Annotated in this window: 32 protein-coding genes; all 32 read right to left on the minus strand. The window is 50.8% G+C overall.

Translation table 11 applies throughout. The features are described from left to right. Nucleotides 1-78 precede the first annotated feature (78 nt). Entirely contained in the window at nt 79-666 is a 588-nt protein-coding gene (locus SH302x_RS18880; protein WP_479364073.1) for a hypothetical protein, read from the minus strand. Nucleotides 667-2,800: 2,134 nt separating this feature from the next. Beyond that, nucleotides 2,801-3,445, minus strand: coding sequence for a rhodanese-like domain-containing protein (locus SH302x_RS18885; protein ID WP_479364074.1), 645 nt, complete (start codon nt 3,443-3,445; stop codon nt 2,801-2,803). A 382-nt stretch (nt 3,446-3,827) separates the two neighbouring features. Continuing rightward, nucleotides 3,828-4,355, minus strand: a complete 528-nt coding sequence (locus SH302x_RS18890; RefSeq protein ID WP_479369288.1) for an Xre family toxin-antitoxin system antitoxin — start codon at nt 4,353-4,355, stop codon at nt 3,828-3,830. A gap of 196 nt (nt 4,356-4,551) precedes the next feature. After that, the gene (locus SH302x_RS18895) at nt 4,552-4,722 is read right to left on the minus strand and encodes a hypothetical protein (RefSeq protein ID WP_479364076.1); all 171 of its coding nucleotides are present in this window, start codon (nt 4,720-4,722) and stop codon (nt 4,552-4,554) included. Nucleotides 4,723-5,019: 297 nt separating this feature from the next. Then, nucleotides 5,020-5,484: a hypothetical protein gene (locus tag SH302x_RS18900; RefSeq protein WP_479364077.1), complete on the minus strand. Its 465-nt coding sequence runs from the start codon at nt 5,482-5,484 to the stop codon at nt 5,020-5,022. A gap of 131 nt (nt 5,485-5,615) precedes the next feature. Then, on the minus strand, nt 5,616-6,116 hold the full coding sequence (locus SH302x_RS18905) for a hypothetical protein (protein WP_479364078.1): 501 nt from the start codon (nt 6,114-6,116) through the stop codon (nt 5,616-5,618). Between the two features lie 117 nt (nt 6,117-6,233). Then, a complete protein-coding gene (locus SH302x_RS18910; RefSeq protein ID WP_479364079.1) occupies nt 6,234-6,716 on the minus strand; it encodes a hypothetical protein in 483 nt (160 codons plus the stop codon). A 114-nt stretch (nt 6,717-6,830) separates the two neighbouring features. Beyond that, nucleotides 6,831-7,460, minus strand: a complete 630-nt coding sequence (locus tag SH302x_RS18915) for a hypothetical protein (RefSeq protein WP_479364081.1) — start codon at nt 7,458-7,460, stop codon at nt 6,831-6,833. 51 nt (nt 7,461-7,511) lie between these two features. Next, entirely contained in the window at nt 7,512-8,177 is a 666-nt protein-coding gene (locus SH302x_RS18920) for an EF-Tu C-terminal domain-related protein (protein WP_479364083.1), read from the minus strand. Between the two features lie 37 nt (nt 8,178-8,214). Continuing rightward, nucleotides 8,215-8,766, minus strand: a complete 552-nt coding sequence (locus SH302x_RS18925; protein ID WP_479364084.1) for a hypothetical protein — start codon at nt 8,764-8,766, stop codon at nt 8,215-8,217. A 108-nt stretch (nt 8,767-8,874) separates the two neighbouring features. Further along, nucleotides 8,875-9,528, minus strand: a complete 654-nt coding sequence (locus SH302x_RS18930) for a hypothetical protein (RefSeq protein ID WP_479364086.1) — start codon at nt 9,526-9,528, stop codon at nt 8,875-8,877. Between the two features lie 89 nt (nt 9,529-9,617). Beyond that, entirely contained in the window at nt 9,618-10,094 is a 477-nt protein-coding gene (locus SH302x_RS18935; RefSeq protein WP_479364087.1) for a hypothetical protein, read from the minus strand. Between the two features lie 88 nt (nt 10,095-10,182). Beyond that, nucleotides 10,183-10,671, minus strand: a complete 489-nt coding sequence (locus SH302x_RS18940) for a hypothetical protein (RefSeq protein WP_479364088.1) — start codon at nt 10,669-10,671, stop codon at nt 10,183-10,185. After that, nucleotides 10,668-11,453, minus strand: a complete 786-nt coding sequence (locus SH302x_RS18945) for an alpha/beta hydrolase (RefSeq protein ID WP_479364090.1) — start codon at nt 11,451-11,453, stop codon at nt 10,668-10,670. Before SH302x_RS18945 ends, SH302x_RS18940 begins: the two co-directional genes overlap by 4 nt. A gap of 247 nt (nt 11,454-11,700) precedes the next feature. After that, nucleotides 11,701-12,054 carry a hypothetical protein gene (locus SH302x_RS18950; protein ID WP_479364091.1) on the minus strand — a complete coding sequence of 118 codons (354 nt, stop codon included), beginning with the start codon at nt 12,052-12,054 and terminating at the stop codon, nt 11,701-11,703. Between the two features lie 742 nt (nt 12,055-12,796). Continuing rightward, the gene (locus tag SH302x_RS18955; protein ID WP_479364092.1) at nt 12,797-13,165 is read right to left on the minus strand and encodes a hypothetical protein; all 369 of its coding nucleotides are present in this window, start codon (nt 13,163-13,165) and stop codon (nt 12,797-12,799) included. Between the two features lie 98 nt (nt 13,166-13,263). Further along, nucleotides 13,264-13,869: a hypothetical protein gene (locus tag SH302x_RS18960; protein ID WP_479364094.1), complete on the minus strand. Its 606-nt coding sequence runs from the start codon at nt 13,867-13,869 to the stop codon at nt 13,264-13,266. 342 nt (nt 13,870-14,211) lie between these two features. Further along, the gene (locus SH302x_RS18965; protein ID WP_479364095.1) at nt 14,212-14,616 is read right to left on the minus strand and encodes a hypothetical protein; all 405 of its coding nucleotides are present in this window, start codon (nt 14,614-14,616) and stop codon (nt 14,212-14,214) included. A gap of 454 nt (nt 14,617-15,070) precedes the next feature. Continuing rightward, nucleotides 15,071-15,514 (minus strand): ankyrin repeat domain-containing protein, encoded by a 444-nt coding sequence (locus SH302x_RS18970; RefSeq protein WP_479364097.1) that lies wholly within the window; start codon nt 15,512-15,514, stop codon nt 15,071-15,073. A 108-nt stretch (nt 15,515-15,622) separates the two neighbouring features. Next, the gene (locus SH302x_RS18975) at nt 15,623-16,063 is read right to left on the minus strand and encodes a hypothetical protein (protein ID WP_479364099.1); all 441 of its coding nucleotides are present in this window, start codon (nt 16,061-16,063) and stop codon (nt 15,623-15,625) included. 447 nt (nt 16,064-16,510) lie between these two features. Continuing rightward, on the minus strand, nt 16,511-16,903 hold the full coding sequence (locus SH302x_RS18980) for a hypothetical protein (RefSeq protein WP_479364101.1): 393 nt from the start codon (nt 16,901-16,903) through the stop codon (nt 16,511-16,513). Between the two features lie 456 nt (nt 16,904-17,359). Beyond that, a complete protein-coding gene (locus tag SH302x_RS18985) occupies nt 17,360-17,746 on the minus strand; it encodes a type II toxin-antitoxin system VapC family toxin (protein ID WP_479364102.1) in 387 nt (128 codons plus the stop codon). After that, nucleotides 17,736-17,960, minus strand: a complete 225-nt coding sequence (locus tag SH302x_RS18990) for a hypothetical protein (RefSeq protein WP_479364103.1) — start codon at nt 17,958-17,960, stop codon at nt 17,736-17,738. The genes SH302x_RS18985 and SH302x_RS18990 overlap by 11 nt, the downstream gene beginning before the upstream one ends. Nucleotides 17,961-18,750: 790 nt before the next feature. Continuing rightward, nucleotides 18,751-19,344, minus strand: a complete 594-nt coding sequence (locus SH302x_RS18995; protein WP_479364104.1) for a hypothetical protein — start codon at nt 19,342-19,344, stop codon at nt 18,751-18,753. Between the two features lie 760 nt (nt 19,345-20,104). Next, complete coding sequence (locus tag SH302x_RS19000; RefSeq protein WP_479364105.1) at nt 20,105-20,329, minus strand: hypothetical protein; 225 nt, start codon at nt 20,327-20,329, stop codon at nt 20,105-20,107. 582 nt (nt 20,330-20,911) lie between these two features. Then, complete coding sequence (locus SH302x_RS19005) at nt 20,912-21,727, minus strand: hypothetical protein (protein WP_479364106.1); 816 nt, start codon at nt 21,725-21,727, stop codon at nt 20,912-20,914. 109 nt (nt 21,728-21,836) lie between these two features. After that, the gene (locus SH302x_RS19010) at nt 21,837-22,265 is read right to left on the minus strand and encodes a hypothetical protein (protein WP_479364107.1); all 429 of its coding nucleotides are present in this window, start codon (nt 22,263-22,265) and stop codon (nt 21,837-21,839) included. A gap of 96 nt (nt 22,266-22,361) precedes the next feature. Beyond that, nucleotides 22,362-22,763 (minus strand): hypothetical protein, encoded by a 402-nt coding sequence (locus tag SH302x_RS19015; RefSeq protein ID WP_479364109.1) that lies wholly within the window; start codon nt 22,761-22,763, stop codon nt 22,362-22,364. 375 nt (nt 22,764-23,138) lie between these two features. Next, a complete protein-coding gene (locus SH302x_RS19020) occupies nt 23,139-23,855 on the minus strand; it encodes a leucine-rich repeat domain-containing protein (RefSeq protein WP_479364111.1) in 717 nt (238 codons plus the stop codon). Further along, a complete protein-coding gene (locus SH302x_RS19025) occupies nt 23,852-24,190 on the minus strand; it encodes a hypothetical protein (protein ID WP_479364112.1) in 339 nt (112 codons plus the stop codon). The genes SH302x_RS19020 and SH302x_RS19025 overlap by 4 nt, the downstream gene beginning before the upstream one ends. Nucleotides 24,191-24,265: 75 nt before the next feature. Next, the gene (locus SH302x_RS19030) at nt 24,266-24,859 is read right to left on the minus strand and encodes a hypothetical protein (RefSeq protein ID WP_479364113.1); all 594 of its coding nucleotides are present in this window, start codon (nt 24,857-24,859) and stop codon (nt 24,266-24,268) included. Nucleotides 24,860-24,955: 96 nt separating this feature from the next. Further along, nucleotides 24,956-25,603 (minus strand): RNA ligase family protein, encoded by a 648-nt coding sequence (locus tag SH302x_RS19035; RefSeq protein WP_479364114.1) that lies wholly within the window; start codon nt 25,601-25,603, stop codon nt 24,956-24,958. Nucleotides 25,604-25,626 lie beyond the last annotated feature (23 nt).

Consider the following 25,626-nt stretch of genomic DNA (forward strand, 5'->3'; position numbering starts at 1 on the left):
TCAAGACCGGTCAAACCTCCAATGCCGAACGGCAGGGGGCAGCGGACAGGCGCAAGTGAGCAACCATTTTCAAATCGCTTATTCGCCCGCTCCCTCTGCAAGCCTTTGTTCTCCCTTTTCTTCTGGTACCGAACTGGTGTAATCATACATTTCGTGTGACCATCGTGGATCACCGCCATCATGTTTCACCGGAGATTTCGAAATTCGATGAACGTATCGGTCTACAAGTACATCGTATTTGCCGCGTCTTTCATACGTTGGTCGGAAATCATCGCGCAGAGCACGTAACTCATTCAACACAACATTTGCCCGGTCGTTTTCGAGTTCAATGATCGTGTTCTGAATGAGATCTTTGGTCGCGCCAGAGAAGTAGATGTTGGATTGAAGCCGTTCGAGCGAAGCAACGATCCATGCCACACCGAATGACATGCCTATCGCGCACACGCCTAATGCTATTCGCGCACCACGGTTGTTATAGAACTCAGAAATCAGCCAAGCGATCGGAAACGCGACTACCAAAAACAGTACTAGTTCAAGCATTAGTTTGCCTTGTTGTGCTGTGACCAACTTGATTGGGCGAACGACGGCGGAAGCGGAGTTGCCGCCAGAAAACTCTGATTCAAAGCCCGCACCTTCGGTGGCTCCGCGTCCACGTACGCCCAACAAGGGCGTGAGTTTCCGAGGTGCGGAATTTGCAAGAGTTCTCAGTCCCCTGTGTTTAGTTCCGATTTTCTTACAGGAGTCAGTATACCAAAGGAATAGCTCGTCAGAAACAGACACGAGGCGAAGGCAACTGTGACCTGCGGCGACTGGGCGTGGGAAGGAAGCCTTCAAAGCACTTTGACCAACGCCGATCTAGCAAGTACCGGTTTGGTGAGTCTATCAGAGGTCTGGAACAGGCTTGCTCTTAAGAGTTGAAACGGCCCCCGTAGCGGACCCGCATGTCCGGTGGTGTGAGAGGGGTCCCGGGTAACCGGGCTCCTATCTCGATCGCGTTGTTATCGCAATGTGTCTCTTGGCACTGGAGGTCGTGGTTTACGATAGCATATTGCGTTCACGATGTCTTGCGCCCAAGGCAATAGTTCTCCATTGTCGTCAAGACAGTACACCAACTGGTTGTAATCGTTTATTACGTAATCGCAATTAGCAGGATCGTTATGCAATTGGCGGATTACCGAAATGTCGCGTCCGCCGTATCGAAGAGCATTGACACAACAATGCCTAAGAGCCAAACAAGCGTGATCGATTTCGTCTTGGGTTGCGGGTTGTTTTACGAAGTATGTCGTAATGTTTAATTCGTTAAGTTCAGCGAGCAAGTCGGGAGCGACGGATTCGGGTCCACCGCAAGCAAGACAGTCTCCCATCCAGCAGAGATTTGACTCGCTATCTGCAGAATTTTCACCGGTTGCGTAGAAGTCGCCTTCAGCGTTACAGCGTAGTCGTCGTGGATGCTGTCGATTACTCATCTTTGAAAGCGATAAAGAATCCATGTAAGTCGTGGGTTTGGGGTGGGAGCCATTCGATTAAAATCTGGCGGCTCGGGCCCGTGATCTTGGGTCGCGTTAACTCAACCATTGTCACATTCTTCCAACCCCAAACCTTACGGACTTACAAAGATGATCATTCTCGCTCTGGACCTGGGTAAATTCAAGACCATGTGCTGCTTCCTCAATACCGACACCCACAAACACTCATTCCGGACCGCTCCCACTGAGCAAGAATATCTGACCACTTCAAACACGACACAGTCCAGTACTTCGCAGTGCCGATGAGCACCGAGGCAATACGATCAAGGGTTCGTCAGCAACGAGTTGTTGAATCAATCCACGAGTTGTCAAACCAATTCTAGCCTACCGACCATAGCAAAACCAAAGGTAAGCTGAGTCGATTCTGCGCCCGCAACCATCTGGGCTTCTTGAACAAAGGACTTGAGCATCGGCTCGAAGACTCGCGATGTCAAATCCTTATTGGTTAGCGAGGCACGCGTTCTTGCCCGGAGGATCGAGTGCCGTCGTCCGCGCTGCTGACGTGTTAGTCTCAGTCAGAGACCGTCTCCGACATCACACTACCGTACCACAGGTGACTTCAACATTCAGCAGGGACAAGAGTGCAAGCGACAGACTTTAGATACCACTGGCTTGTCCAGTGGAGTTTCATGTTTCTCGCTAATACGATGGTACCGCCTGTAACGCCCCCCTCTTTGCTCGGCGGCTTTGCCGCCGAGCAAAGAGGGGAGGGACGGGGGCTGAGCGGTTATGTAGCGAGAAGCGTAACAATCCACCCGGCAAGCGGGAGGCATTCCAGAGCCATGACGCTTGTCGCGTTCCTTCTGAGCTAACGTCAGCGGTAACCGAGTCGCCGCCAAGAGACTCGGATTTCAGAAACCGTCCGATTCCGCGACTTCGGTGCATGTACGCCCAACATGGGCGTATGTTTATTGAGTGCGGAACTCGCGAGAGTTCTCAGTCCCCTGTGTTTAGTTCCGATATTCTTACAGGAGTCAGTATACCAAATGAATCGCTCGTAAGTAACAGACACGTGCCGACAGCAACTGCGGAAGGGTAACTCGCCGTGGGAAAGAGTCTGCAAATCACTTTGACCAACGCCAACCTGACAACAAACAGCGTGGTCAGTCATCCACTAGATGTCCGGAACAGGCTTGCTCTTAAGAGATGAAACGTTCCCAGTAGTGGACCCGCATGCTAGGTGTTGTGAGAGGGGTCCCGGGTAACCGGGCCCCTATCTCGATCGCTTTGTTCGGCATATTCTTCGCACGTCAGTGAACGTAACTAGTTAGGCCTTAATCTGGCTTAGTCGGATTTCGTTTCTGTCGATAGGCTTCGCCTTCAAATTTGATCGGTGTGTTGGCAGGATCAACAGCCGAATCAAGTTCCCACACATTACTATATCCGTAAATGTATAGCGTGATGTAGGTTGGGATATTCAATCCAGCGGCTCGTCCTTTGACAAGGGCAGCGGTCCTCACATCATCCGAACTGACCGCAGTCTCGGAAGTTGCGATTTCCCCGAATTGTACGTCGTCGTAGAAAGCGCTATCCTGAATATTGTTTCGACAATAGATTAACACTCTAGTGTCTCGTGTCGGAATAATCTCACGCAAGCTTGCTTCAGAAAATGATGTGTAGGGAAGATTCCTGCTTCTAACGACGCGAAGAACTCGGTGAGACTCTTGTCCTCGTGCGTCAAGAACTACTGTATTTTCATCATTTGCCATCTCGGCAAACTCTTCTTCGGATAAGCGGCGAGCGACGCGTAGCTCTTCCGCAAGTTTCGCGAACTCGATAAATGAAGCTGAGTCGCAGGCGTCACCGGTAACTTTCAGAGCTGGAAAGGCAGTTGAAAAGTAGTCATCTCCATGGAGGACGGCAAAACCGCTCAATACGACTAATGATACTGTTACGAGATTCTTGCCAGCTCTCACCATGATTCTCACTTTCGCCGAACGTTACGGATCACCAAGTCGCCGGAGTGATCGCTCCATTGTCAAAACGCACCATTCGGCGACTTCGGTTCACGTACGCCCAACATGGGCGTGAGTTTGTGGGGTGCGGAACTCGCGAGAGTTCCTAGTCCCCTGCGTTTATTTCCGATATTCTTACAGGAGTCAGTATACCAAATGAATAGCTCGTAAGGTACAGACACGAGGCGATGGCAACTGCGGAAGGGTAACACACCGTGGGAAAGAGTCTGTGCGTAGCGGAACCGAGTGCTAGGTGTCGTGCGAGGGGTCTCGCGCAACCTAGCCCCCTTTCTCGATCGCTTTGTTATCGGGCCTTGCTTCGGCAACCTTCCGAATACTCTTAGTATCAAACTGAAACGGTTGCCCAGTGTCCACTTGCAATTCCTTGATATCTGGATGAGCTGGGATTCACAAGTAGGTTCGACTCTAGTGGATTGATAGCTGACGGAACGACAAGGACAAGTGGCCGATTACCATGCAACGAACAATTCTCAGGCAAGAGCCATTCATGTGCCTTGTCTCTATCGCCGAGGATTTCAGATGCCATAACCAAGACCTTGCTTAATCGGTAAATCAACTCCGATTCAGCAGGTTTGAGCCTGGATGCTGTAGCCTTACGCCGCGCGGCCGTTCGTTTTGCGATGCGAAGAGATTTGTAGATTACATCTTCGCTTATTGCGGATGACTTGACCACGCATGCAATTACCTTTGAAGGAAAGCCCGCTCTGATAATTTTGATGAACTCAAAATCCGATTTCGGGGATCCGACAACGCGTCCATGGACTCCGGTAATCTTTTGACATACTCCATCGCCAACTCCACAATTCAGGCTGTGCCATATAACATAATTCGCAATGCCACATGACAAGTCCACAGGAAGGCCGGACTTAAACTGAGGTGTATAGGTTTTGCAGGGTTTTTGGCTCAATAAAGCGGAATGCGCCAGCCCGATAACGCCTCAGTCCACCAAGCGGAACTGGCGAGAGTGACTGCACCTCACCGGTAAAGCTCTGCGGCCGCAACAGTAACCGTTCACGCCTCGATCATGCAAGCTACAAAAACACGAGCCATTAAGCCGCTGGGCGATAGCCCCGGTTGTCCAAAGAGACACCACAAAAACCGGGGCTATCGCCCTGCGGCTGATCGAGGTGCGAACGGTTACGACGCATCATGGCTACCTTCGCGCCGTCGGAAAGTGCACTGACTTCGCCAATGCCCCAGAAGCTTTCCAAGACCCCCATGAGCTTGACTCATGGGTGAATAAGTTTTGAAATTACCCCACGCCACCTTAGCCTATCCCCTCCCTGTCATGCTCACTAGCAAAACGTTAGCTCGTGTCAGACAAGCACGCACGGGGCAGTGTAAGATCAAAGACTCGTCATCTGTGACTTATCGAGTTGAACGCCGCCGGCAGCCCAAAGCAAAACCCAAGTTAGTTTGCACTGATTCCACGGCCGTAACCATCCCTGGCTTCTTGAACTAAGAACTTGAGCATCGGCCCGATGTCTCGCAATGTCAACTCCTTATTTATTGGTACATCAGAGATTGGTAATAGAGTGTCGTGATTTTAAAAACCTCTGTTTCAAGTAAATGAAGCTAGCCGGGGCTAGCATCGCGAGTAGCCCAAAAATAATACCAATGAAGACGCGACAGAGCCTCATTTCCATTTCGGAGTTAAACACAATTGTGACAGGGCAGATAATCTCCCCAGAGCTATCTTCAACTGCCCTTTTCAAAACATAGGATCCTACTGCTGGCTCAATTGGGTAGCCAATAATTCCCAAATCAATCTTCTCTATCCAACGATCCTTCTGTAGCAAAAGCTTTCTGTGAAAGACTGGTCCTGGTGGAGACCCACCAACTGGGACATAGATCATAATATCCGCTTCTTCTTTGATGACTGCGGTAACTCTCCAAAGTGGATCGGCCAATGAAAACACCAGCCAAAACACGGTCGCCACAATCGCAACAAAATATAACATGTAACTCAGGGAAAAACGCATTTCTTTCAACCACTTGCAAGCTGACGAACGGCCGTGTTCACCGAGATGCGGCAACTGACCTAGTTTCTCAAAACCAGCTACTTACGCATCTTCGTTGCAACGCTTTCCTCCCCATTCAGTACTGCCCATCGTTACGATACCCACACATGATTTCCATAATACTCGAGGCCAAAAAGTCTTTTGATGATTGTGAATTCGTAACCATGCCCTGCCAAAGGGCCTGTTTGCACGTTGATGCGATAATATAGAAAGTACTTCGTTCCTGCGCCGCGTTCTATGTTCAGGTAACCATGATTATCGAATCCTTCGGATTGAAAGACTCGGCCTGCCTCGAATGAGTCAAGTATTCTAACGTTCCGATCATTCAAGCGTGCGATCGACTGATCTTCTAAGCGGCAATCGGTAAACGTCATAATGACGTTATTACCTTTGGCAAAGTTTAGACCGTCTCGCGATTGTTTGTTTCCAGGTAGCGGATTGCCATGAAGCGCCCATTCTGTGAGCTTGGCAATGACAATCCGTTCGTCGGATTCTGTTATGTCGCGACGGAGAGTAGTGAGGCCAAAAGTTAGCGACGCAATAGTAACCGCAATGAGTCCAAGTTTAAAGGATCGCTGTCGGTTTAGATGCATGATGATTTCCTCCGAGATGGCGAACGCGACTAAGCTCAACGGTTGCGATAACCGAGTGGCCGCGGTTAAGGCCCAACTGGTAAACGCGCTGTCGGCCACTCCGCGTTCATGGCTTTGTTATCCACCGATGTCTGGCTTTAGATATTGCTTCCAAATGATATGAGTGAGTTTCTCGTCGTCAGCGCGTGTTACAATTAGGGTCGTCGACATGTTTGCAGCGTTAACAATAATGGTGTGAATTGAGAAGGGAAGTCCTTCTGAATCATCGCTAAACACTGCAGATCTACCAGCGCTTGGTTGAATCCCTAAATTTTCGTCATTCTTTGGATTCCGCGAGAGCAACTCGCGGTAAAACGCGATGACCTTATCCACTGGGTCAACGGTTGTCATTGTAGTCTTTAGTACGATCGAGTAATCGGTGTTTTTTCCGTCCGAGCTAGTTGTGGCGGCATCGGACATTTGTGACTTACCAATTTCAGCGTCAGGGTATCGCCACTTCATAATAGTCCCAAGTAGCAGTATCGGTTCATCTGCATACGCAGGCAAGGAGAGCAAAGCGGTAAATAGAAAAGCTATCGAAAATCTTGCAATTAAACGCATTGATCGGCGCTCCATAAGACAATTGTGAATCTTCGCATTCTAACTTGCCGATACCGGCGTCATTTCAGTAGGATAACACCACCGATAACCCAGCGGCAGCAAAAAATGTTGTTTTCAAGAAATGCCTGATCCGCCGCTTAAGTTCATCGGATTGTTCGTCGCTTCCTCATTGGCACGTTTTAGCGTCCAGCGTCCTTCAAGTCGCGTGTAGCTTCCAATGTGATAACCAATCACATTATATGCCGGATACGACTCCAGAATGCCACTCCAGATAGAGCCAAGTTCTAGTCGTATTGTCCCGCCACATGCGATGTGAGGAATGGTTCCTTGCCCATCGGCATTGAGATCACCTTCGAATTCATGAAGGTCAATACTAGCACAGGTAAGGCAACGCGGAGGGGAATGACGCTGAGCGATAAGGTCGAGGTAGCCACGCAAGATCTTTCGGTGAATCTTCCGAACTGGTGATTTTGAAACAGTTACTTGTCGAGTAAATTGCCAATCGTTAATTCCCCATTGAGCAAAGTTCCAGCGAGTTCGCCAAAGTTCCTTCTCAATTTCTGATCGAAGTGGAAGATCTTCCGATTGAGATACACCGCAATTCTCGCACCAAATCCATCGCCCTCGAACAGGCAGCAAAATCCCGCTTCCAGTTTCATACAGTCCTTCAACGCGATCCCATCCTTCCACGACTTGAACGTCGTAGGTGCAAACATCGCATTTGGCACGTCCACATTGAGGCATCTTTGGTTCGACAGCGCGCCACCGATAACAGCGGCGGTAAAAAAGTTGATTTCAAGAAACGCCTGATCCGCCGCTTGGGTTGATCGGATTGTTTGTCGCTCCCGGTTTTGGCACGGCGTTGTTTGGGTGAATGAACTCGCAATGGTCCAGCAATTGTTCAAGCCGATCGTCGACGACCACATTAGGTTTCGGCAGGAAGCAGACGAAGCAATCTGCGATGCCCAATTTAGTCGCCACGTCGCGAGAGTATTGAGCACCCCCGCGACTCCAACAATATAGCACGTTCCCGGCATTGAACATTTCGCGAACATATCGAATCGTGTTTGGTATTGGAATTTGTTTTGAACCAAATGATCGAATCAGTGTGTCGTCTACGTCGACGAAGATCGCGGACTCTTTCTGGGAAGTTGGATTGGTCATTGTTTGATCTAAAATCTCAGTGATCGTTCCACAAGCGATGTTATTCTGTCCCTCTGCTAGTGTAAACGAAGAGCCATGTTGAAGCCGCGATTGTTGCAGGTCAGGGCGATTGAAGGAAAGAAGTGCGTCCGTAGCGTCCCCCGGTTCAATCCAAATATCCCCCGGTATTGTAACCGAAACATCGTTGTCTTGACCGCGATATCGAAACTGCGGTCGGTAGCCCGTTGTGAACGCGCCGCGACGCCCACCAACTACGGTTGGAGTTGTCAGCAATTTCACGCGCAGATGAGGTTCCATTGTATTGCGACGAACGCCCCGATTCACCGAGTCACGGCTAGTAACGTTTCCATTTTTGAGAACTTATGGCCGCGACTGCGGTGGAATCGACTGTTCTGTCGATTTGTTTCGCCGACTGTGTCAGGTCGGTCATTGCAAAGTGGTTAATTGTAATTCGATCGGAAGGAACGAACGTCGTCAAGCAATCGGATACAAGTTGCAGTTGTTTGCCGGTGAGAACAAGGTCTTTTCCGATAATCCATGTCTTGTTCCGCGTGTCTACCAGGATCATCTGCCTTTCTTCAAAGTCAATGTAAAGCGTCAAAACTTGATCGTAGCGAATGACCCGACAATTTTGTTCTTCTTCGACGCTGCCAAATCGAATTTGGATATCGTCCACTTCAATGAAACGCGTTGTCGGCCAGATAATTCGTTTAAAGGATGCGAGGAAGGTGACGACGGTGATTCCGCAGAGAAAAGCGCCGAATGGCCATAAACCATCGACGCCCGAGAACACCGAAAAAAGTCCGAAACCAACCGTGAATAGCGACAATGCGACGGCAGCCGTTATTTCAGCGCTGTCGTTTGTTCGGCGTTCGAATCGAATCACGTTTCATTTCTCCAACAGAACGGTTGGCATCGCCGAGCACGAGCAGATTACTCGAGGCAGGTCAAAGCGGCGGACCGAGCGCTTCGTGTGCATGCCGTTGGTCTGCCTTCATTTCTTTGGTTCGGGAACATTTGCAGTGATACTAACTTCACATTTTGGCAACAGCTTTTTCAACTCAAGCTCGAGTTCGGAACTCTCCTGTGTGAGGTCGACGAAAATCTGTTTCGCATTCTTGAGCAATGACAATTTGCGTACTCCAGCTTGTGTGATTTTGGATGCGGTGTTGACGTTTTCGATTGATAGGACTTCTAGGGCTTCCCAATGTGATATGACTTCAAGGCACTCATCATTGATGGGAGTTTCCGTGATGATTACGCGAGTCAGCCGTTCGCATTTTGAAAAATGCTTGAAGCCAGTGCCGTCAAACTTGCAATCGCTAATTTGAATTTCTTCAATCGCTTCAAGATCGTTACAGTGCTCAAATGCTTTGTCATCCGCCAGAATATGAGACAAGAATAATATCCGCATGTCACTCAGCGGCTTCAACAATTCGAATGTGTCATTTGTGAATTGATCTCCAATGAACCCAATCAGTACGGTCTTGCTTGGCAATTCCCAATCCCCACCTAATTCGATGATCTTCCTCACGGACTTTTGCTGATCCAGAGGTTGGTCAAGAATGGTCTTAGTCGATTGAGCAAGTGCGGTAACGCCGCACCACTGCGTCAACGTTAGAACTAGCAGTAAATAATATGGTTGCATGTGGAGCGAAGTGTTGGCAGAACAGCGGCTAAAACCCAATCGCCGAGATTGGTATTGATGTAAGTAAACGCGAGACCGGCGACTTGCGTTCATAGCTTGGCTCTGCCAGCCTCGATCGCTTCGCCAGTCAGCAAGCGGTGAGCCGTACAGTATACTGTCAGAAACCAGATACCATTGAGCATCATGACCATCGAACTAAAAACCACAAATACATCCAGCCGTATTTTCAGGGAAGCGCTGAGTACCCAAGAGAATCCAATGATTCCAATGGAAGCGTACCATGATGGGTGCCACCAAGGACATGCCGATCTAAGCACCCTGTGGCGATGTTTCGTCTCGGGCGTCTCTCCTCCCTCCGCTGAATTCAGGCCAAGCTTTGTGTAGGTGATGATGAAGGGAATTGCTAACAGCGCAGAAATCACAAACGACACTCCCGTCACATCCATCGGGCGAACGAAGAACCCGATACCTTCGCCGAGCGCAAAACACAGCATCGCCACGGAAGTTGAGATCGCTATCATACCGTAAACGCGGGCGATTCGAATTTGAGTAACCGTTAACATCATGCAGCTCACTTGGCAGAACGGAACGGCTCAGCGGGCGACGGCGAACGACTCTACCACCGCCGCTCCGTTGCAACCGATGGTCACCCAACTATTCTACCGGATGCTTCTTGCGGTATCGAGCCTGTCCGACGAACCCTGCGGTGATCGACCAGGGTAAAGTGATCGCAGTCAAAGCGGTGCCGATTGCGCCAAACAAAGCAAACGCCGACTCAGTAGTCGATAGTTCAATGATACGCGAAGTACCATCTGCGGTGTTGCGCTGAATGCGTCGATGCATCGTCGCTTCGGCGTAGAATGTCGGCACGATCGGGACAACAAAGAGTAGTGACCAAAGCGTACCGTTGCGAAATCCGGTTTTGAATCCGTGCCATCGCGAGGTTCGCGTCCGCGGAACTGTCCCGGCATCGGTAATGGCGGGCGATTTGTAAGGGTTCGAGGAATGGCTATCCAAAATAACGGTTTCCGTGTTTGCACTAAGGCGGGGAACGCTACGGATCACCAAGTCGGCGCGATGATCTCTCCTTTGGCAAAACGCACCGTTCGCCGACTTTGGTGCATCCGATTGTTCGTTGGTCATTTGCTGGCAGTTTCAACGCGCGTGATGAACCCGTCCAGGTGTTTCAAGTAGGCGTCAGTTAGCCAGTCGTTGTGATCAGCGCCTTCGATTGTAACAAATTGTTTTGGTTCGTTCGCCGCGCGGAAAAGCTTTTCGCCCGTTGAAAATGGAATCGTTCGGTCCACGCTGCCGTGACTTTGAAGCAATGGGCCGCGATAACGGCGAACCAGCGCAACCGAGTCGAGTTTGTCTTGTGGAACTAACCAAGACAATTTCGGATAGTGAACGTCGGCAACTTCGCGAAGCGACGAGAAAGTGCTTTGCAGGATCAGACCTCGCGGTGGTGAGTCAGCCGCCAATTGAACAACAATTGCCCCACCAAGCGATTCACCCATGAGAATCATTTCCGAGTCCTTGACGGCCGCAAGTTCGCACAGTTTCGACCGAGCGGCCGTTGCATCTTGAATTGCCCCTTCGACGGTTGGAGTGCCCTCGCTGCGTCCGTATCCACGATAGTCAAACATAAATACGGATACTCTTGCTTGGGTCTGCAAATATCGTAACCACGGAGCCCGTGATGCAACGTGCCCGGCGTTTCCGTGTGCGATAAGCACCACGGCACGTGCGTCATCGGCGGGGCAATACCAGCCATGCAATTTCGTTCCGTCTTCCGCAGAAAAGGAGACGTCTTTGAATTGCAAATCCTTTGGATTCCAATTTCCATTCGGGAATTTGGACGGAAAGAACAGCAGAAGCTCATCGATTGATTGCGTTTTAGCCTCGGTTGTCGAGTCAGACTTCAATGATTCCTGTGCGTAGCAACGAGTCGTCAATAAAAGTGGGAGAAGGGCCACGATGAGAGCAGCAATCCACCGATTCACCATAACGCACCTTCAGGATTCGACCAACGAACGATCATGTTAACCGAGCCCCCGCCAACAAGGATTCCATTTCGAAAATGAAGGTCGAGAGCTTCGGTCCATCATTTTGTTCGTCGCTATGAAGTTTTGTCGAGGGTCCGAAAATGCCGAATCACCGTTCACAAACGCGCTATTTGCGTCGCCCAAGTAACGATTCGACAAAGCTTAAGGCAATTCCTAACGGAAGCATTATAGGCATCCATATCCATTTATACCACGCGATCAATGGTCGATCGGAGCGGACATATTGAACGTATCCGTCATGGTCGATCATGAGTTCGGGTTTTGACCATCGAGAATTGTAGCCCGTTACGAATGCTTCTTTGTGTTCCCAACTCCTGAGGCACTCCTGATGTGCGGCCGTATCAACCATTCGCGAGAGAGGTGGATCAAGTGCGACCATCGTCGTTGCAATCCAATTGTTAGAATCGCCAAGCAATTCGCCACACAACGAGCAGCACGAGTCATTGCCGAGGAGTGCCATTCAGCCCTCTGTGAAAGTTGGTTGTCTCGATGCGACGAACGACTCGCATTAGCGGGTCGGCGCGAGATGCGTTGATTTCAAAACCGACCCGACCGCCGCTCCGTTGCATGTACGCCCAACATGGGCGTGAGTTTGTGGGGTGCGGAACTCGCGAGAGTTCCTAGTCCCCTGTGTTTAGTTCCGATATTCTTACAGGAGTCAGTATACCAAATGAATAGCTCGTAAGAAACAGACACGAGGCGAAGGCAACTGCGACCTGCGGCGACTGGGCGTGGGAAGGAAGCCTGCGAAACCATGGGTAAGCGCCGAGTCTTTCGACCGCCATCAGTGCGTCACTACCCCACTCGGATGGTTTCTCGCCAAGACCTGCGAGGTCGTAAACGTAGTGCTCAGAAAACAACTATTTAGAAACCGCATAGAGGCCGGTCGCTCTAGCCGAGCGTGCATGAGAACGCGAAGGCAAATCGGAAACGGAGGATTAAAGCCACGTGCTCTTTGGAGTCTCAGTTGAGATCAATCGGAATCGGCGGCCACGGCAAAGCCAGCCTTAAGCTCAGTGTAGGAACCAGACCGACGCCAGCGGATGACACCTCCAATGTCACCCGCCGCCAACTCGCTCTGCACCTCCGATACCGCGTTTACCAGCGAGGTTCGAACCGCCGGATGCGGACCCGCATGTCCGGTGGTGTGAGAGGGGGCCCTGGCAACCGGGCTCCTATCTCGATGCGATTGTTACCCCAGGTCATTTCGCGATCACGTAGTCGAGTACGTTCGCCAATCGTTGTAACAAATCAGCGGCGGATTCCTCGTGTCCACCAAAATGATACACGATTTCAATTGGACGTTCCGGCATCACTATGCATTTGAGAAACAGTTCATCGGAATGACGATCATCCGTGCAGATCATTTCAACGGATTCAGCTAGTGATTGCAAGCGTTCGTCTGCGGTCTTTTGATCAATGTCCGGCATTGCTGCGATCAGCCGGTCAGCAATGAGCTTCATTGCTCGGCTATGATCGACAACCACGCACGCGAACTCGTCGTTCGCGCGTTGCACAACAGTCGCGATATCAAGCCATGACGAGGAAGCATTCGGCGTTAGTGATGTCATTCTTGTTTGCGTGGGGTAACGGAACGCGTCACCGGGTACGCGCGAGAGACTTTCAATTTCAAAACCGGCAGACTCGCGTACTCCGGTGCACGCGATTGTTATTGCTCCGTCTTCGCTTGATCCAGAATTTTGCCGAGACGGTCGCGAAAGAACGTCAGATTCTTGAGTCGAAACTCTGTCATTCCGTGCGTTTCAATCTCGCGACTTAGTGAGTCCATGGAATCCACCAAAGCGCGAATACGAAGTTGAGTGATGGAAAGTCCTTCATGCTTTGCCAACCAAGCTGCCACGTTCTCTTTATTGAGCGCGTAGTGTTCACGAAAGCCTTTCGGCCAGGCGCTCTCGATCTGGTATTGAATGATTTCGAATGACACTTGGCCAACTGTCGGCTTATGGACGGTTGCCCCGTGGAACAGCCCATTATCAATGATGGTTTCGTCGTCGATGCGCTTGAGCAACGCTGGAAAGGCCTCAGTCCCTGCGTCACGCAAGTCGGCGTGTGAGTGCGTGGCAGTCCCTCGGTCGCCAGCAAGTTTGTCGATCAGAGCATCGAAATCAGGTGATACGATTAAGATGGTGAGGACGACGACGGCATACATTTGCGATCTCAGTGCAATAACGACCAAAATCACCCGGTTGCCGCCAAGTGACATTGATTTCAGGAAACGCCCGATCGGCAACTCGGGTGCATGTACGCCCAACATGGGCGTGAGTTTGTGGGGTGCGGAACTCGCGAGAGTTCCTAGTCCCCTCTGTTGAGTTCCGATCGTCTTATTGGAGTCAATATACCAAATGAATAGCTCGTAAGAAACAGATACGCGGCGAGGGCAACTGCGACTTGGGCGAACAGGCGTGGGAAGTAAGCAACAAAGCACTTTGACTAATGCCAATCTAACAACAACCCGATTGGTAAGTCTATTAGAAGTCTGGAACAGGCTTGCTCTTAAAAGATGAAACGGCCCCAGTTGCGGACCCGCATGCTAGAAGTTGTGAGAGGGGTCCCGGGTAACCGGGCCCCTATCTCGATCGCGTTGTTATGGCTCATTCTATCGTATACGCACATTGCCGTCATCCTCTGCGTCGCTACCGACATTGGCCCACATGTACCAGTTACCATCGCCCCTCGGTGTAATCGTTAGTCGCAAACCGCCGTGCGTGTCCCGATGCTCGTAGAATCGTATCGCCTTGTCGTTGGGTGAATACGCGCTCGCACCAACTTGGATCTCAGAACAGGTGAAGACATACTCGAGCATTGGGCATCCCTGGACAGGTTCGACATGGTCAGCAGCAAGTCCAATCGTTCCGTATTCGGGTGTGATCCAAAGCAAGTATCGGAGCCGCGCGTCCGCAAAACTCAAATGGTGTGTTGAAAATCTAGGATCCTCGGCCTCAAATAGCTCGTGTTGAGCATCGAAGAACTCAATGATTTCTTCGAGATTGAATTTCATCATGAATCATTGATGCCAGAACGTCGGCGGTAACCGAGCCGCCGCTAAAAAACTATGATTTCAAAAAACGCGTGATCGGCGGCTTCGGTTCACGTACGCCCAACATGGGCGTGAGTTTGTGGGGTGCGGAACTCGCGAGAGTTCTCAGTCCCCTGTGTTTAGTTCCGATATTCTTACAGGAGTCAGTATACCAAATGAATAGCCCGTAAGAAACAGACACGCGGCGACGGCAACTGCGACCTTCGGCGACCAGGTGTTGGAAGGAGTCCTCAAAGCACATTGACTTACTCGATTCTAAGAATGGCTTGCTTGTTGTGCCAAAGGGAATTCTGGACGAAGCATATTCTGAAAGGATGAACCGGCCCTAGTCGCTGATCCGCCTGCTGGGTGTCGTGAGAGCGATCCCGGGTAACCGGGCCCCTATCTCGATTGGTTTGTTATCCGATTACTGATCAGATTATGCTGTTTCATGATCCGGTGGTGGCCAAGGCCACTCATCCCACTCAAAGTTGCGTACTCCGCCAACACTGCGTAGCCATGATCGAAAGTTAGGCTCCCCATGGCAAACGGCCCAGTCAAGTGGTGTTCCACCGCTCGAATCCACGCTGTTAATCTCCGCTCCGTGTGTATGGAGAATTTTCGCAGCAGCATATTGGTTGTGAGCACAAGCATAGCTAAACGCTGTCTCTCCGTCATCGTTCGCCCAATTGACATTCACACCACTTTCAATCAGTACTTGCATCGTTGCCAAATGTCCTAATTGAGATGCAATGGAAAGCCAACCATCAAGAACTGACTGGCCCTCAAGCGAATTGGCATCAATGGTCTTACGCAACGAGATCGCATCATCACGCTCGATTGCTGCCGATATTTCAGATTCGATGTTTCGGTCTGATCGCATTGTTTCGGATAACGGGAGCCATCACCGTGCATGGTCGAAAATGCAACCACCGCAGAACCGCGTTTTCGAGTGCTCCTTTGTATGGCTTTGTTCTGCCCTTATGGCATGTTAACGATCGATCTCGAGGGTTGGACGACCATGTTCATAAGAGACGTTTATGTTCGGATGCTCCCAAAGCGACCATTCCGTCTGTTCAGTTCCCCGGGTGCTCAGTTGCCATCCGCAGTTGAAGCGTATCAACAATTCTTCGCGGGTGTCGAGCGTCACAGAGAGGACACGAGAATCTCCAAGCAGCTTCAATACCAGCGATTCTGTCAGTTCAGACCGAGGTATCTCAAAACCGAAGTCGTCCGAAAGCAGCCAGTCGTAACCAGCGAATATGTGTCGTTCATGCTTAGTGCGACCGGAACATTGATAAACGCCGACTGAAGGTCCAAATTCGAGGTAGAGTGCTAGGTAATCGCCGAACCAAATCCTCGATACGGGCAACGAATCGAAATGAGAAATGAATTCGAAGAATTCTCTGTCATCAAGCTGTCGTTTCAACATTGAAATCTTCGGGGCAGAACGACAGCCGTCACCGGGCCGCCGGAGAAACGCTCCCCATCGGCAAGCCGCGTGATCGCCCGCTCCGTTGCATGTACGCCCAACATGGGCGTGAGTTTATGGGGTGCGGAACTCGCGAGAGTTCCTAGTCCCCTCTGTTGAGTTCCGATCGTCTTATTGGAGTCAGTATTCCAAATGAATAGCTCGTAAGAAACAGATACGCGGCGATGGCAACTGCGGAAGGGTAACACACCATGGTAAGGAAGCCTGCAAAGCACTTTGACTAACGCCAATCTAACAACAACCAGCTTGGTCAGCATCCACTAGATAACCAGAACAGGCTTGCTCTTAAGCGATGAGACGGCCCCAGCAGCGGGCCCGCATGCCCGGTGTTGTGAGAGGGGCCCCGAGTAACCGGACTCCTATCTCGATCGCATTGTTCGCGGGCTCTTATTCCGGGTTGTCAAGCAAAGTATCGCGAACATCAAAGTAGATCGCCCCTATTGGATCACCACGACTCGGATTCTCCGCGAGCGTTCCGTTTGTATTTCTCCAGTTAAGCTCATCTAGTACTGCGGATTCAATGACAACGCCCCATGAATCATTGAGCAGTACCGGTTCCGGGAGGCAAGCGGATATTGTAAACCCTTGCATGTTTTTTGCGGTCAAGTGTGTTAGCACAAAAGGTCCATCAGCCTTAGGACGCATTCGTAATCCTTCGTCGACCCAGCTAACTTCAGGCCGTGACCAGTACTTGAGGTAGGCAGCTAACGCTTGGAGCCCTGTTGTAAGGATGATGCACAACAGACAAAAGCTGTTTATGTATGTTAATGTCTTTATCATTTGACTAGAAAGGGTCCGATAACGACCGAAATCACACGGTTGCGGCCTAGTGACTTTCCATCAGGAAACGCGCGACCCGCAACACGCGTGCATGTACGTCCAACATGGGCGTGAGTTTGTGGGGTGCGGAACTCGCGAGAGTTCTCAGTCCCCTCTGTTGAGTTCCGATCGTCTTATTGGAGTCAGTATACCAAATGAATAGCTCGTAAGAAACAGACACGCGGCGAAGGAAACTGCGGAATGGTAACACACCATGGTAAGGAAGCCTGCAAAGCACTTTGACTAACGCCAATCTAACAACAACCAGCTTGGTCAGCATCCAATAGATAACCAGAACAGGCTTGCTCTTAAGCGATGAGACGGCCCCAGTAGCGGCCCCGCAAGCCCGGTGTTGTGAGAGGAGTACCAGGTAACCGGGCCTCTATCTCGATTTTTTGGTTCTGTGGGCTGTTGGATTCACCACCGCACAACGTGTAGTCGCTCAATGCTTGTAAAGTGCTCATCTCGCGTCACCAAGGATAGCGAGTGCTGTACCGCGGACGCCGCTATCCAGATATCGTTTTCGGGAATGGGGCGACCTTTCCTACGCAGAAACGCTTTCAGTTCGCCATAGCTGCGTGCCGTCTCAGCATCGCATGGAACCGATACCGCATCGCGAACAAAATCAAGCAGGCGTTGGATATTGTCGTCGACCTTGTTCGAGTTCAACGCCCCGTAGAAAAGTTCACCGATCACCGTGCTGGAAAGATAGAGCTGCGAAGACGGATCCGGCCTTTGAAGTGTTTGGTCCGCAGTCAGAAATGCGATCACGACGTTGGTGTCTAAGAGATATCTACCATTCATTCAAATTGACCTGTTCGCATCCCGCTTCAATTGCCTCAATCATAAATCGGCCTTCGTCGGCGTCGATGCTACCAATGTGCTTGTCGATCGCTTGTACCGACATGCCGGTGCCGATAAGTCGCAGCGAACGCACGTATTCCAGTACGCGCTGCTGAACTTCAGGCGAAAGTTGCCCAAGTTCATTAGTGATTTGTGATGAAATGTCGGTGCTCATGAGCCCATTCTACATCAGAGAAGAAATTCAGGAAACCGTATTAATAATGCGGCACACGGCGGTTCCGAAAAGTGCCCACAGAACGACTAAGTTCAACGGCCCCCGACGTGTGATGCACTAAAGCTCGACACCGCTTGGGAGTGGGGCAGTAGCACGTGCGCCCAACATGGGCGTGAGTTTATGGGGTGCGGAACTCGCGAGAGTTCCTAGTCCCCTGTGTTTAGTTCCGATACTCTTACAGGAGTCAGTATACCAAATGAATAGCTCGTAAGAAACAGACACGTGGCGAAGGCAACTGCGACCTGCGGCGACTGGGCGTGGGAAGGAAGCCTGCGAAACCATGGGTAAGCGCCGAGTCTGTCGACCGCCATCAGTGCGTCACCTACCCCACTCGGATGGTTTCTCGCCAAGACCTGCGAGGTCCTAAACGAAGTGCTCAGAAAACAACTATTCAGAAACCGCATAGAGGCCGGTCGCTCTAGCGGAGCGTGCATGAGAACGCGAAGGCAAATCAGAAACGGAGGATTGAAGGCACGTGCTCTTTGGAGTCTCAGTTGAGATCAATCGGAATCGGCGGCCACGGCAAAGCTAGCCTTAAGCTCAGTGTAGGAACTAGACCGACGCGAGCGGATGACACATCCAATGTCAGCCGCCGCCAACTCGCTCTGCACCTCCGATACCGCGTTTACCTTCGAGGTTCGAACCGCCGATACGGACCCGCATGTCCGGTGGTGTGAGAGGGGTCCCGGGTAACCGGGCCCCTATCTCGATCGCATTGTTCGTCTTACATTTATTCATTTTCGCGCCACCATTTCGCTTCTTCAACGAGAGACTGTCGCATGTTCGGAGTTGCATCTCGTAGCCACAAGTTGATTGTGTTGAGGTATTCATGGCAAGCTATCCCGTCCGCGAATTCTACGGCCAGTGAATGGTCAATTTGAGCAAGCATCCGAAAGGCAATTGCACGACGTGTGACGATGCTGTGATCGTCTGATCGCCTTTCAGATAGCACAATTTCCTTTAGGCATTCAATTGCGAGTGGGTAAGTCGTACCCAGGCATCCCAGAGCGTTGATGGCGTAGGCGGAAACCTCAGTGTTTGTGGTGTGTGCCAATTCAATGATGAAATTTAATACATCGACGTGAAAGGAATTATTTGGATCAAATCCGATCTGGCGAACGATGTCGCCCAACGACAACGCACCATATCCAAGAAGGGCGATTTGAATTTTGTCAAGTTCGTTCGAAGCTAAGTCAACCGCGCGGCAACATTCAAGCAGCTTTGGGAGATGCTTTGCAGCACGTAGTCCCTCCGAGCGAAGAATCAGCGCCGCTCCGAATTGGGTTCGTACGGATGCGGAATCTAATGCCTCGTCGAAATTCAATTGCAACCTCCTAGACGAACGACACGGATCACCAAGTCGGCGCGATGATCTCTCCATTGCCAAAACGCACCTTTCGCCGACTTTGGTCCAAGTACGCCCAACATGGGCGTGAGTTTGTGGGGTGCGGAACTCGCGAGAGTTCCTAGTCCCCTGTGTTGAGTTCCGATATTCTTACAGGAGTCAGTATACCAAATGAATAGCTCGTAAGAAACAAACACGAGGCGAAGGCAACTGCGACCCGGGCGACCGGGCGTGGGAAGGAAGCCTGCGAAACCATGGGTAAGCGCCGAGTCTGTCGACCGCCATCAGTGCGTCACCTACCCCACTCGGATGGTTTCTCGCCAAGACCTGCGAGGTTACGTACAGAAACCGCATAGAGGCCGGTCGCTCTAGCCGAGCGTGCATGAGAACGCGAAGGCAAATCGGAAACGGAGGATTGGTAGATGCGGAGCTTGTGCAGGGATAATTCACGCTCTTATTTGGGGAGATCTGCCGATGTCCCTGCCTGAAAACACGTAGGTCCTTGCGACCGAAACTCAGGGCGTTGCAAAGGCGACTTTGCTCGCACATCAGCAGAAGTCAGCAGCGGCCGTAGTACTGATCTTCGAAGTCCAATCGAAACAGGAAGGGCCAAACGAATCTTGTTAAGGAAGAACTAGCCATAACCTCGAACCGTCCGAAACACATAGAAGCTAGCTTGCGCATTCCCACGGAAGCCGAGCATCATAAAGCCACGTGCTCTTTGGAGTCTCAGTTGAGATCAATCGGAATCGGCGGCCACGGCAAAGCCAGCCTTAAGCTCAGGGTAGGAACCAGACCGACGCGAGCGGATGCCACCTCCAATGTCACCCGCCGCCAACTCGCTCTGCACCTCCGATACCGCGTTTACCAGCGAGGTTCGAACCGCCGGATGCGGACCCGCATGTCCGTTGGTGTGAGAGGGGTCCCGGGTAACCGGGCCCCTATCTCGATGTACGCCCAACATGGGCGTGAGTTTGTGGGGTGCGGAACTCGCGAGAGTTCTCAGTCCCCTGTGTTGAGTTCCGATTTTCGTACAAGAGTCACTATACCAAATGAATAGCTCGTAAGAAACAGACACGCGGCGACGGCAACTGCGACCTTCGGCGACGGGGCGTGGGAAGGAAGCCTTCGAGTTCGTTGGTTAGAAGAGGTTGAAAGTGAACCCGAAGAATAGCATTGAAGTGGACACAACCCGGCCAAATCAAACGCACCTGGCAGTGTGATCGCTAGAGTTCTGCGCTGAAGTTGGAAAGTTGTATCCACCGCAATCCAAAATCTTACCTCAACACTTCCAACAGAACCATCATCAGCACGCTGCAGAGCCAATGAGCACCCAGGCAATACGGTCAAGCGTTCGTCAACAACGAGTTGTTGAATTAAACCACTGGTTGTCAAGCCAAACCTAGCCTACCGACCAAAGCAAAACCCAAGTTAAGCTGAATCGATTCTGCGGCCGCAACCAACCCGGGCTTCTTGAACAAAGGACTTGAGCATCGGCTCGAAGACTCGCGATGTCAAATCCTTATTGATTCGTTCTTGTCATGCGTTATTCCAAGGAGAGCTCGCACGTTCGATTTGCACCGCACTTGATTCGAATTGTCTTTCCTCTAGCAATGACCGTATTGAGTTGCAGCTTTTCTGATTGAACTACTACGGTTTGTGGATCGTTTGAGTCTACATGAGAACCAAGTTCCATGATCAATGAGACGGACCAACTGCCGTCTCCCTTTGGTTCAAGCATACCAAGAATCACAGTCCCAGTTTTTGGAGCATAGTCTTGTTCTGCTCTAGCGCGTAAAGGCTCAGATGAGTAACGAATTTTGCCGCCAAAAAACGGTTTCTTTATTCTAACGTCAACCAAAACTTTTGACTCAATTGATTCATCAATCAAACGAACCTTCAGCGGGATACGCTGTTCTTCAATTGCAGCCTCGTTTACCGAAGACTTCTTAAGTGTATAAACAACCCCACGTGGGTCGGATCCCATGCCACGGGTGATCGATAGTTTCTCACCCTCAAGACGGATGGACGCATCAAACGTCGAATCCCTGCGTTTAACGTTAACAAACGATGCTTCAACACGATCTGCGGATTCATTAATAATATCGGACAATTCGTAAGCGATATCGCCATCTGTACTGTGGATGGTCCATGTACTTGCCGTAAACACATGAAGCGCATCTGCTTTCCGCGAAATTCCCATGACGGCATTAGTAACATTGTCTGTTTCCCATGTTCCCGAAATCTGATCCGTGAATCGGAGTCCCCCCTCTTCGTTGCGGTCGATCAATTGCGCTGATGCTAATGGGATTAATGCAAAGGCGAACAACAAGGCGATAGTAACAATTCGAAGTTGAAACACGGATGAAGTCTTTCTTCTGAAAGAACGAACGACACCCATCACCTAGCCCCCGGAAGAGATGTCTCTAAAGTTAGGAACGCACCGGCGGGGGCTTAGGTGCATGGGATTGTTATTTGCTTGTTTTTGGTTGTGGATAGACGACATTGACCGGTTCCCCGTCAGGGACGTCCACGTTTATGCGACCATTGTATACGAATACGTCAACGTCGAGTCTATTCGCAACAAATTGTGGCAACCAATCCGGAAGTTCATCGACGTATTGATCCGTAGTGCGATTCCAACCAATCAGGTAAACAGGGCCAGGCTTTACCATTGCTTCAAGTTCCTCTGGGGAGGCGGTTGACTCAATTTCGTCCTCAATGTCGGCCCAACCATGTTCACGAGAGACATTCAAGGCAAAGGGGAGAAACGGTACGTTGACCCACATCCATTCGTAGACATTTTCAGAGTCGTGTTCAAATGACTCGGGTGCGGCACTCGGCGCAAGCAGTAATCCGATATCTGGGAACTTCCGATTGAATATGGCCTTGAGGTACACGCACGCCTTTGCAAATAACGATGGCGGTAACCGAGTCGCCGCCAAAAACTATGATTTCAAAAACCGCGCGATCGGCGACTTCGGTTCACCGCTTGGTTATCGGGCATGTTCGGCTTTGTGTCGGGCTGCTTCACGTACCACATTATCTCGGTCTTCCAAAAGTACCGCAAGCACTCGTTGCGTGATCTTCGCGTTGCATGCAAGTGCCGAGCGAACCGACGGATCACTGTCGTTTGACAAAGTGAGTTGAATTGATTCTGGAATTTTACGTTTACGTGCTACCATATCACGAACTTTTGAATCTTGATCGTTGGCCAAAATCTGCAGAATCTCGATTAGAACGGTTTTGTTGTGAGCTACCCAGAATCTCATGTCTGGCATCTGTTCGAGAATATCGAGCCAAACTTGGAGTGGTGCGTCATCGTGAGCAGCGCGATGATACTCTGCTTCGATGGTGCTCTCTCGCAACAATCGGAATTGCTCAGCAGATTCGATCATGGTTCGCTTCAGCCCGATAACGCCCGTGTTCAGCGGCTGAAGTTTGAGATATTGGAGTGATTGAGAGTAATTTAACAAGTCCGCTGCAACACATTGTTCGGCCGCGGTAGAACACGGGCGTTCGGCCGCGGTAGAACACGGGCGTTCGGCCGACGGTAGGGATGATGCGGCGAGCGTTGGATATTTAACTAGACGATATAGGATCGTTAGTTCGGTAAGACGGGCGGCGATGCTGAGGTACAAAGCTCGCCGCCGTCGGCCGAACGTTAGGGATCACGAAGTCGCCGCGTTTGATTTTCAATTGCCAATGGACGCGTTCGGCGACTTTCGTGCATCCCTTGGTTCGCCATTTTTATGCGATAGACGCGCCATAGGTTACGGTGCCTCGTTACCTTTCGGTAGTTTATCACCGTCCCATGCTACATCAAGGGATTCGTGGACAAGCCATATCTCGGGCCGTAGCATCTTAAGGTCTCGTGCGCCTGCCAATGTGATTTCTGTCCCTGTCAAGTTAACGCCTTCGAGTCCACGGATTGAGGCAAGCGAGCTAATGGCGGAGTCGGTTACATTCGTGTTCGAGAGGTCCAGAATCCTCAATTGGCCTACATCCTTCAGTTGTTCCATCGATGTATCTGATGCACTGGTTGAGCCTAGCATCAAATGCCAGATATCGGCGTTTCTCAAATTGCGCAGATTGATCTCTTTGTCCCCGTAGCCCGTGAGGTCGAGACGATCAATTTTGACATAATCCGGCAGTCCCGGATCGTCAATTTCTCCCGTAAATGAAACGTAGCTCAAGTGGTTACGGTTGTTGAATTCAAAGCTGTGAGCGCCCGCACTCTTTAATTGGGATGAGGCGCTCTGTTGCAACCGCCATCCCTCAGTGAAGATCATGAGATAAAGCGATGCGATCGCGGCAATGCCGACAACGACGAATAGTGTCTTGAGCTTGAATCGCATCGAGGTCTCTAAATGGCGAACGACCGCGTTCACCGAGACGCGGCGATAAACCTGAATTCTCAAAACCAGCAATTCACGCGTCTTCGGTGCAACGCATTGTTCGTCCGATCTAATCGTTTCTATGCAAATCATGATGCCAGATCGGCGTTAGTTGTACTCGCGCTTGACGCCGGATCACGGCCGTTTGCAGAGGAGAGTATATCCCAATTGCGTTTTATGAAATAGAGATAGGCCAACACGAGAAACCAATCCATCGCGAATCCGACCCACCTAGCAGTTTCCACCGACACATCCATGGCTGAGAATAGGCGTCCGATCACAACAGCAGACAGATACGTCACGACGAGCATAACGCCAGCGGCGATGAATGGAACGCTTGCAGCTTTACCGGGATGGATTCCGATCTCCTTGGCTCTCCGAAAAAAGCCAACTGTTGCAATGAATGCGACGATCACGATTAGCAACATAGAATTCGAATAGCCACTTATTGTCTCGAAGGACGAACGACCGCGATCACCCAGTCGCGGCAAGTAAACTCACCATCACAAATCGGCCGACCCGCGATTTGGGTGCATCGCTTGGTTCGTCCGGGAATTGCGAAATCGCTGCGAGACTTCGACAGCGTTCTTGGATGACGCTCCGTCCCATGGAAGATCAATAAGTTGTTGCTGATCCCGTCTGGTAAACGATAGCGTTAACGTATTTTTTTTGATTCTAGTGGATGCCCATTGGAAACGATATCCGTCAAGTTCGAGACCGGAAAGTATTTGTCCAGCCAGTCTCTCAGATTCTCGATTGCAGTCTTCCCATGTGAAATCATTTGAAGCGAAGGAAATCGCGAGATCAAATTCGATTTCGGGAAATACGAGCTCCAGGCCGTTTGCGTTTGTCCATTTTACAAGTCCCAGCTCGCGACTAACATCTACCGTAGTGTCACCGCAGCCCAGAACGCCACAGTCGCAACGTCCAACAATCAGCTCGCCACTGGATCGCAATGCAGGTTGCGAGAGGAATTCCGGCGGATCAAGCCCGAGTGTGGATGCGTCAAGCCAGTCGTCGCCATCGATGAGAATGCGCACTTGATGGTCGTTGCTCTGGAAACAAGGCAGTATTCTGAATGCGATAGTGTGGATCATCGTTTACGGACGAACGACTGCGTTAACCGGGTTGCCGCCAGTCAACTTGCCATGTGTGAAACCGTCTACGGCAACTCCGGTTCAACGCTTTGTTCGCTACTCCCAATAGTCTTCCCACTTATCTGCAAACGCTTCCTTCAGTCGCTGCATGTAGGCATTGGTCTTGATCTTTGCCATCCAGACTTTCCCGTCGGACTCACCCTTGCAAACCACGCCCTCAGCCACGCCAAATCGACCTTCTCGAACATCGTCTGCGAATTTGCCGGTTAGCTTACCGCGATAGACCGTCCGTGCAATCGGAAGATTGACCAGATCTTGTACGAATTGGGCTGGCGAAAGAAAGCCGTGCGCGGTTTGCACGTCAATGATGACCAGACGTTTCGTGTCAGTCGACAGGTGCTTACCTGCAAAAGAGTGGTCACCGAGGAACTCTGTGAAGACGATCAGTTCGCTTGAGCCGTAGTATTCAAGACCGGACAAAACTGAAGACAGTTGTTCCACAAAGGCACCAAGGAAGACCTGCGAGCATTCCTCGAGGCCGGGATGCGCCGAGTTAAATGCTGCGATTCCTTGATCATCAAGGTCGAACCGATCTCGACGTGTGCCGAATGCATACCAACCGAGCGTAGCGTCCCAGACCCAATGGATGTTGGTGCCATCGTATTTCTCGAACGCAATGCAGGTGCCAAGCGGTGCATCACCGCTGCCGGGCATCTTCGGATAGACGAGATTAGTACGAGCCACAGAAGGAATACTTGTCTTTGGTA

The organism is Njordella calcicola (assembly GCF_056494125.1).

What these genes read in the sequence shown, in the direction of transcription:
- SH302x_RS19015 (WP_479364109.1), bottom strand. Translation starts at nt 22,763, where the DNA reads ATGATCGAATCTGCTGAGCAATTCCGATTGTTGCGAGAGAGCACCATC.
- SH302x_RS18950 (WP_479364091.1), bottom strand. Translation starts at nt 12,054, where the DNA reads ATGGCACTCCTCGGCAATGACTCGTGCTGCTCGTTGTGTGGCGAATTG.
- SH302x_RS18990 (WP_479364103.1), bottom strand. Translation starts at nt 17,960, where the DNA reads ATGAGCACCGACATTTCATCACAAATCACTAATGAACTTGGGCAACTT.
- SH302x_RS19025 (WP_479364112.1), bottom strand. Translation starts at nt 24,190, where the DNA reads ATGTTGCTAATCGTGATCGTCGCATTCATTGCAACAGTTGGCTTTTTT.
- SH302x_RS18930 (WP_479364086.1), bottom strand. Translation starts at nt 9,528, where the DNA reads ATGCAACCATATTATTTACTGCTAGTTCTAACGTTGACGCAGTGGTGC.
- SH302x_RS18960 (WP_479364094.1), bottom strand. Translation starts at nt 13,869, where the DNA reads ATGTTGGGCGTACATGCACCCGAGTTGCCGATCGGGCGTTTCCTGAAA.
- SH302x_RS18910 (WP_479364079.1), bottom strand. Translation starts at nt 6,716, where the DNA reads ATGCGTTTAATTGCAAGATTTTCGATAGCTTTTCTATTTACCGCTTTG.
- SH302x_RS18970 (WP_479364097.1), bottom strand. Translation starts at nt 15,514, where the DNA reads ATGCGATCAGACCGAAACATCGAATCTGAAATATCGGCAGCAATCGAG.
- SH302x_RS18975 (WP_479364099.1), bottom strand. Translation starts at nt 16,063, where the DNA reads ATGTTGAAACGACAGCTTGATGACAGAGAATTCTTCGAATTCATTTCT.
- SH302x_RS18920 (WP_479364083.1), bottom strand. Translation starts at nt 8,177, where the DNA reads ATGGAACCTCATCTGCGCGTGAAATTGCTGACAACTCCAACCGTAGTT.
- SH302x_RS18935 (WP_479364087.1), bottom strand. Translation starts at nt 10,094, where the DNA reads ATGATGTTAACGGTTACTCAAATTCGAATCGCCCGCGTTTACGGTATG.
- SH302x_RS18895 (WP_479364076.1), bottom strand. Translation starts at nt 4,722, where the DNA reads ATGGGGGTCTTGGAAAGCTTCTGGGGCATTGGCGAAGTCAGTGCACTT.
- SH302x_RS18900 (WP_479364077.1), bottom strand. Translation starts at nt 5,484, where the DNA reads ATGCGTTTTTCCCTGAGTTACATGTTATATTTTGTTGCGATTGTGGCG.
- SH302x_RS19030 (WP_479364113.1), bottom strand. Translation starts at nt 24,859, where the DNA reads ATGATCCACACTATCGCATTCAGAATACTGCCTTGTTTCCAGAGCAAC.
- SH302x_RS18965 (WP_479364095.1), bottom strand. Translation starts at nt 14,616, where the DNA reads ATGATGAAATTCAATCTCGAAGAAATCATTGAGTTCTTCGATGCTCAA.
- SH302x_RS18885 (WP_479364074.1), bottom strand. Translation starts at nt 3,445, where the DNA reads ATGGTGAGAGCTGGCAAGAATCTCGTAACAGTATCATTAGTCGTATTG.
- SH302x_RS19020 (WP_479364111.1), bottom strand. Translation starts at nt 23,855, where the DNA reads ATGATTTGCATAGAAACGATTAGATCGGACGAACAATGCGTTGCACCG.
- SH302x_RS18905 (WP_479364078.1), bottom strand. Translation starts at nt 6,116, where the DNA reads ATGCATCTAAACCGACAGCGATCCTTTAAACTTGGACTCATTGCGGTT.
- SH302x_RS18915 (WP_479364081.1), bottom strand. Translation starts at nt 7,460, where the DNA reads ATGCCTCAATGTGGACGTGCCAAATGCGATGTTTGCACCTACGACGTT.
- SH302x_RS18980 (WP_479364101.1), bottom strand. Translation starts at nt 16,903, where the DNA reads ATGATAAAGACATTAACATACATAAACAGCTTTTGTCTGTTGTGCATC.
- SH302x_RS19000 (WP_479364105.1), bottom strand. Translation starts at nt 20,329, where the DNA reads ATGTTGGGCGTACATCGAGATAGGGGCCCGGTTACCCGGGACCCCTCT.
- SH302x_RS18940 (WP_479364088.1), bottom strand. Translation starts at nt 10,671, where the DNA reads ATGACCAACGAACAATCGGATGCACCAAAGTCGGCGAACGGTGCGTTT.
- SH302x_RS18985 (WP_479364102.1), bottom strand. Translation starts at nt 17,746, where the DNA reads ATGAATGGTAGATATCTCTTAGACACCAACGTCGTGATCGCATTTCTG.
- SH302x_RS18955 (WP_479364092.1), bottom strand. Translation starts at nt 13,165, where the DNA reads ATGACATCACTAACGCCGAATGCTTCCTCGTCATGGCTTGATATCGCG.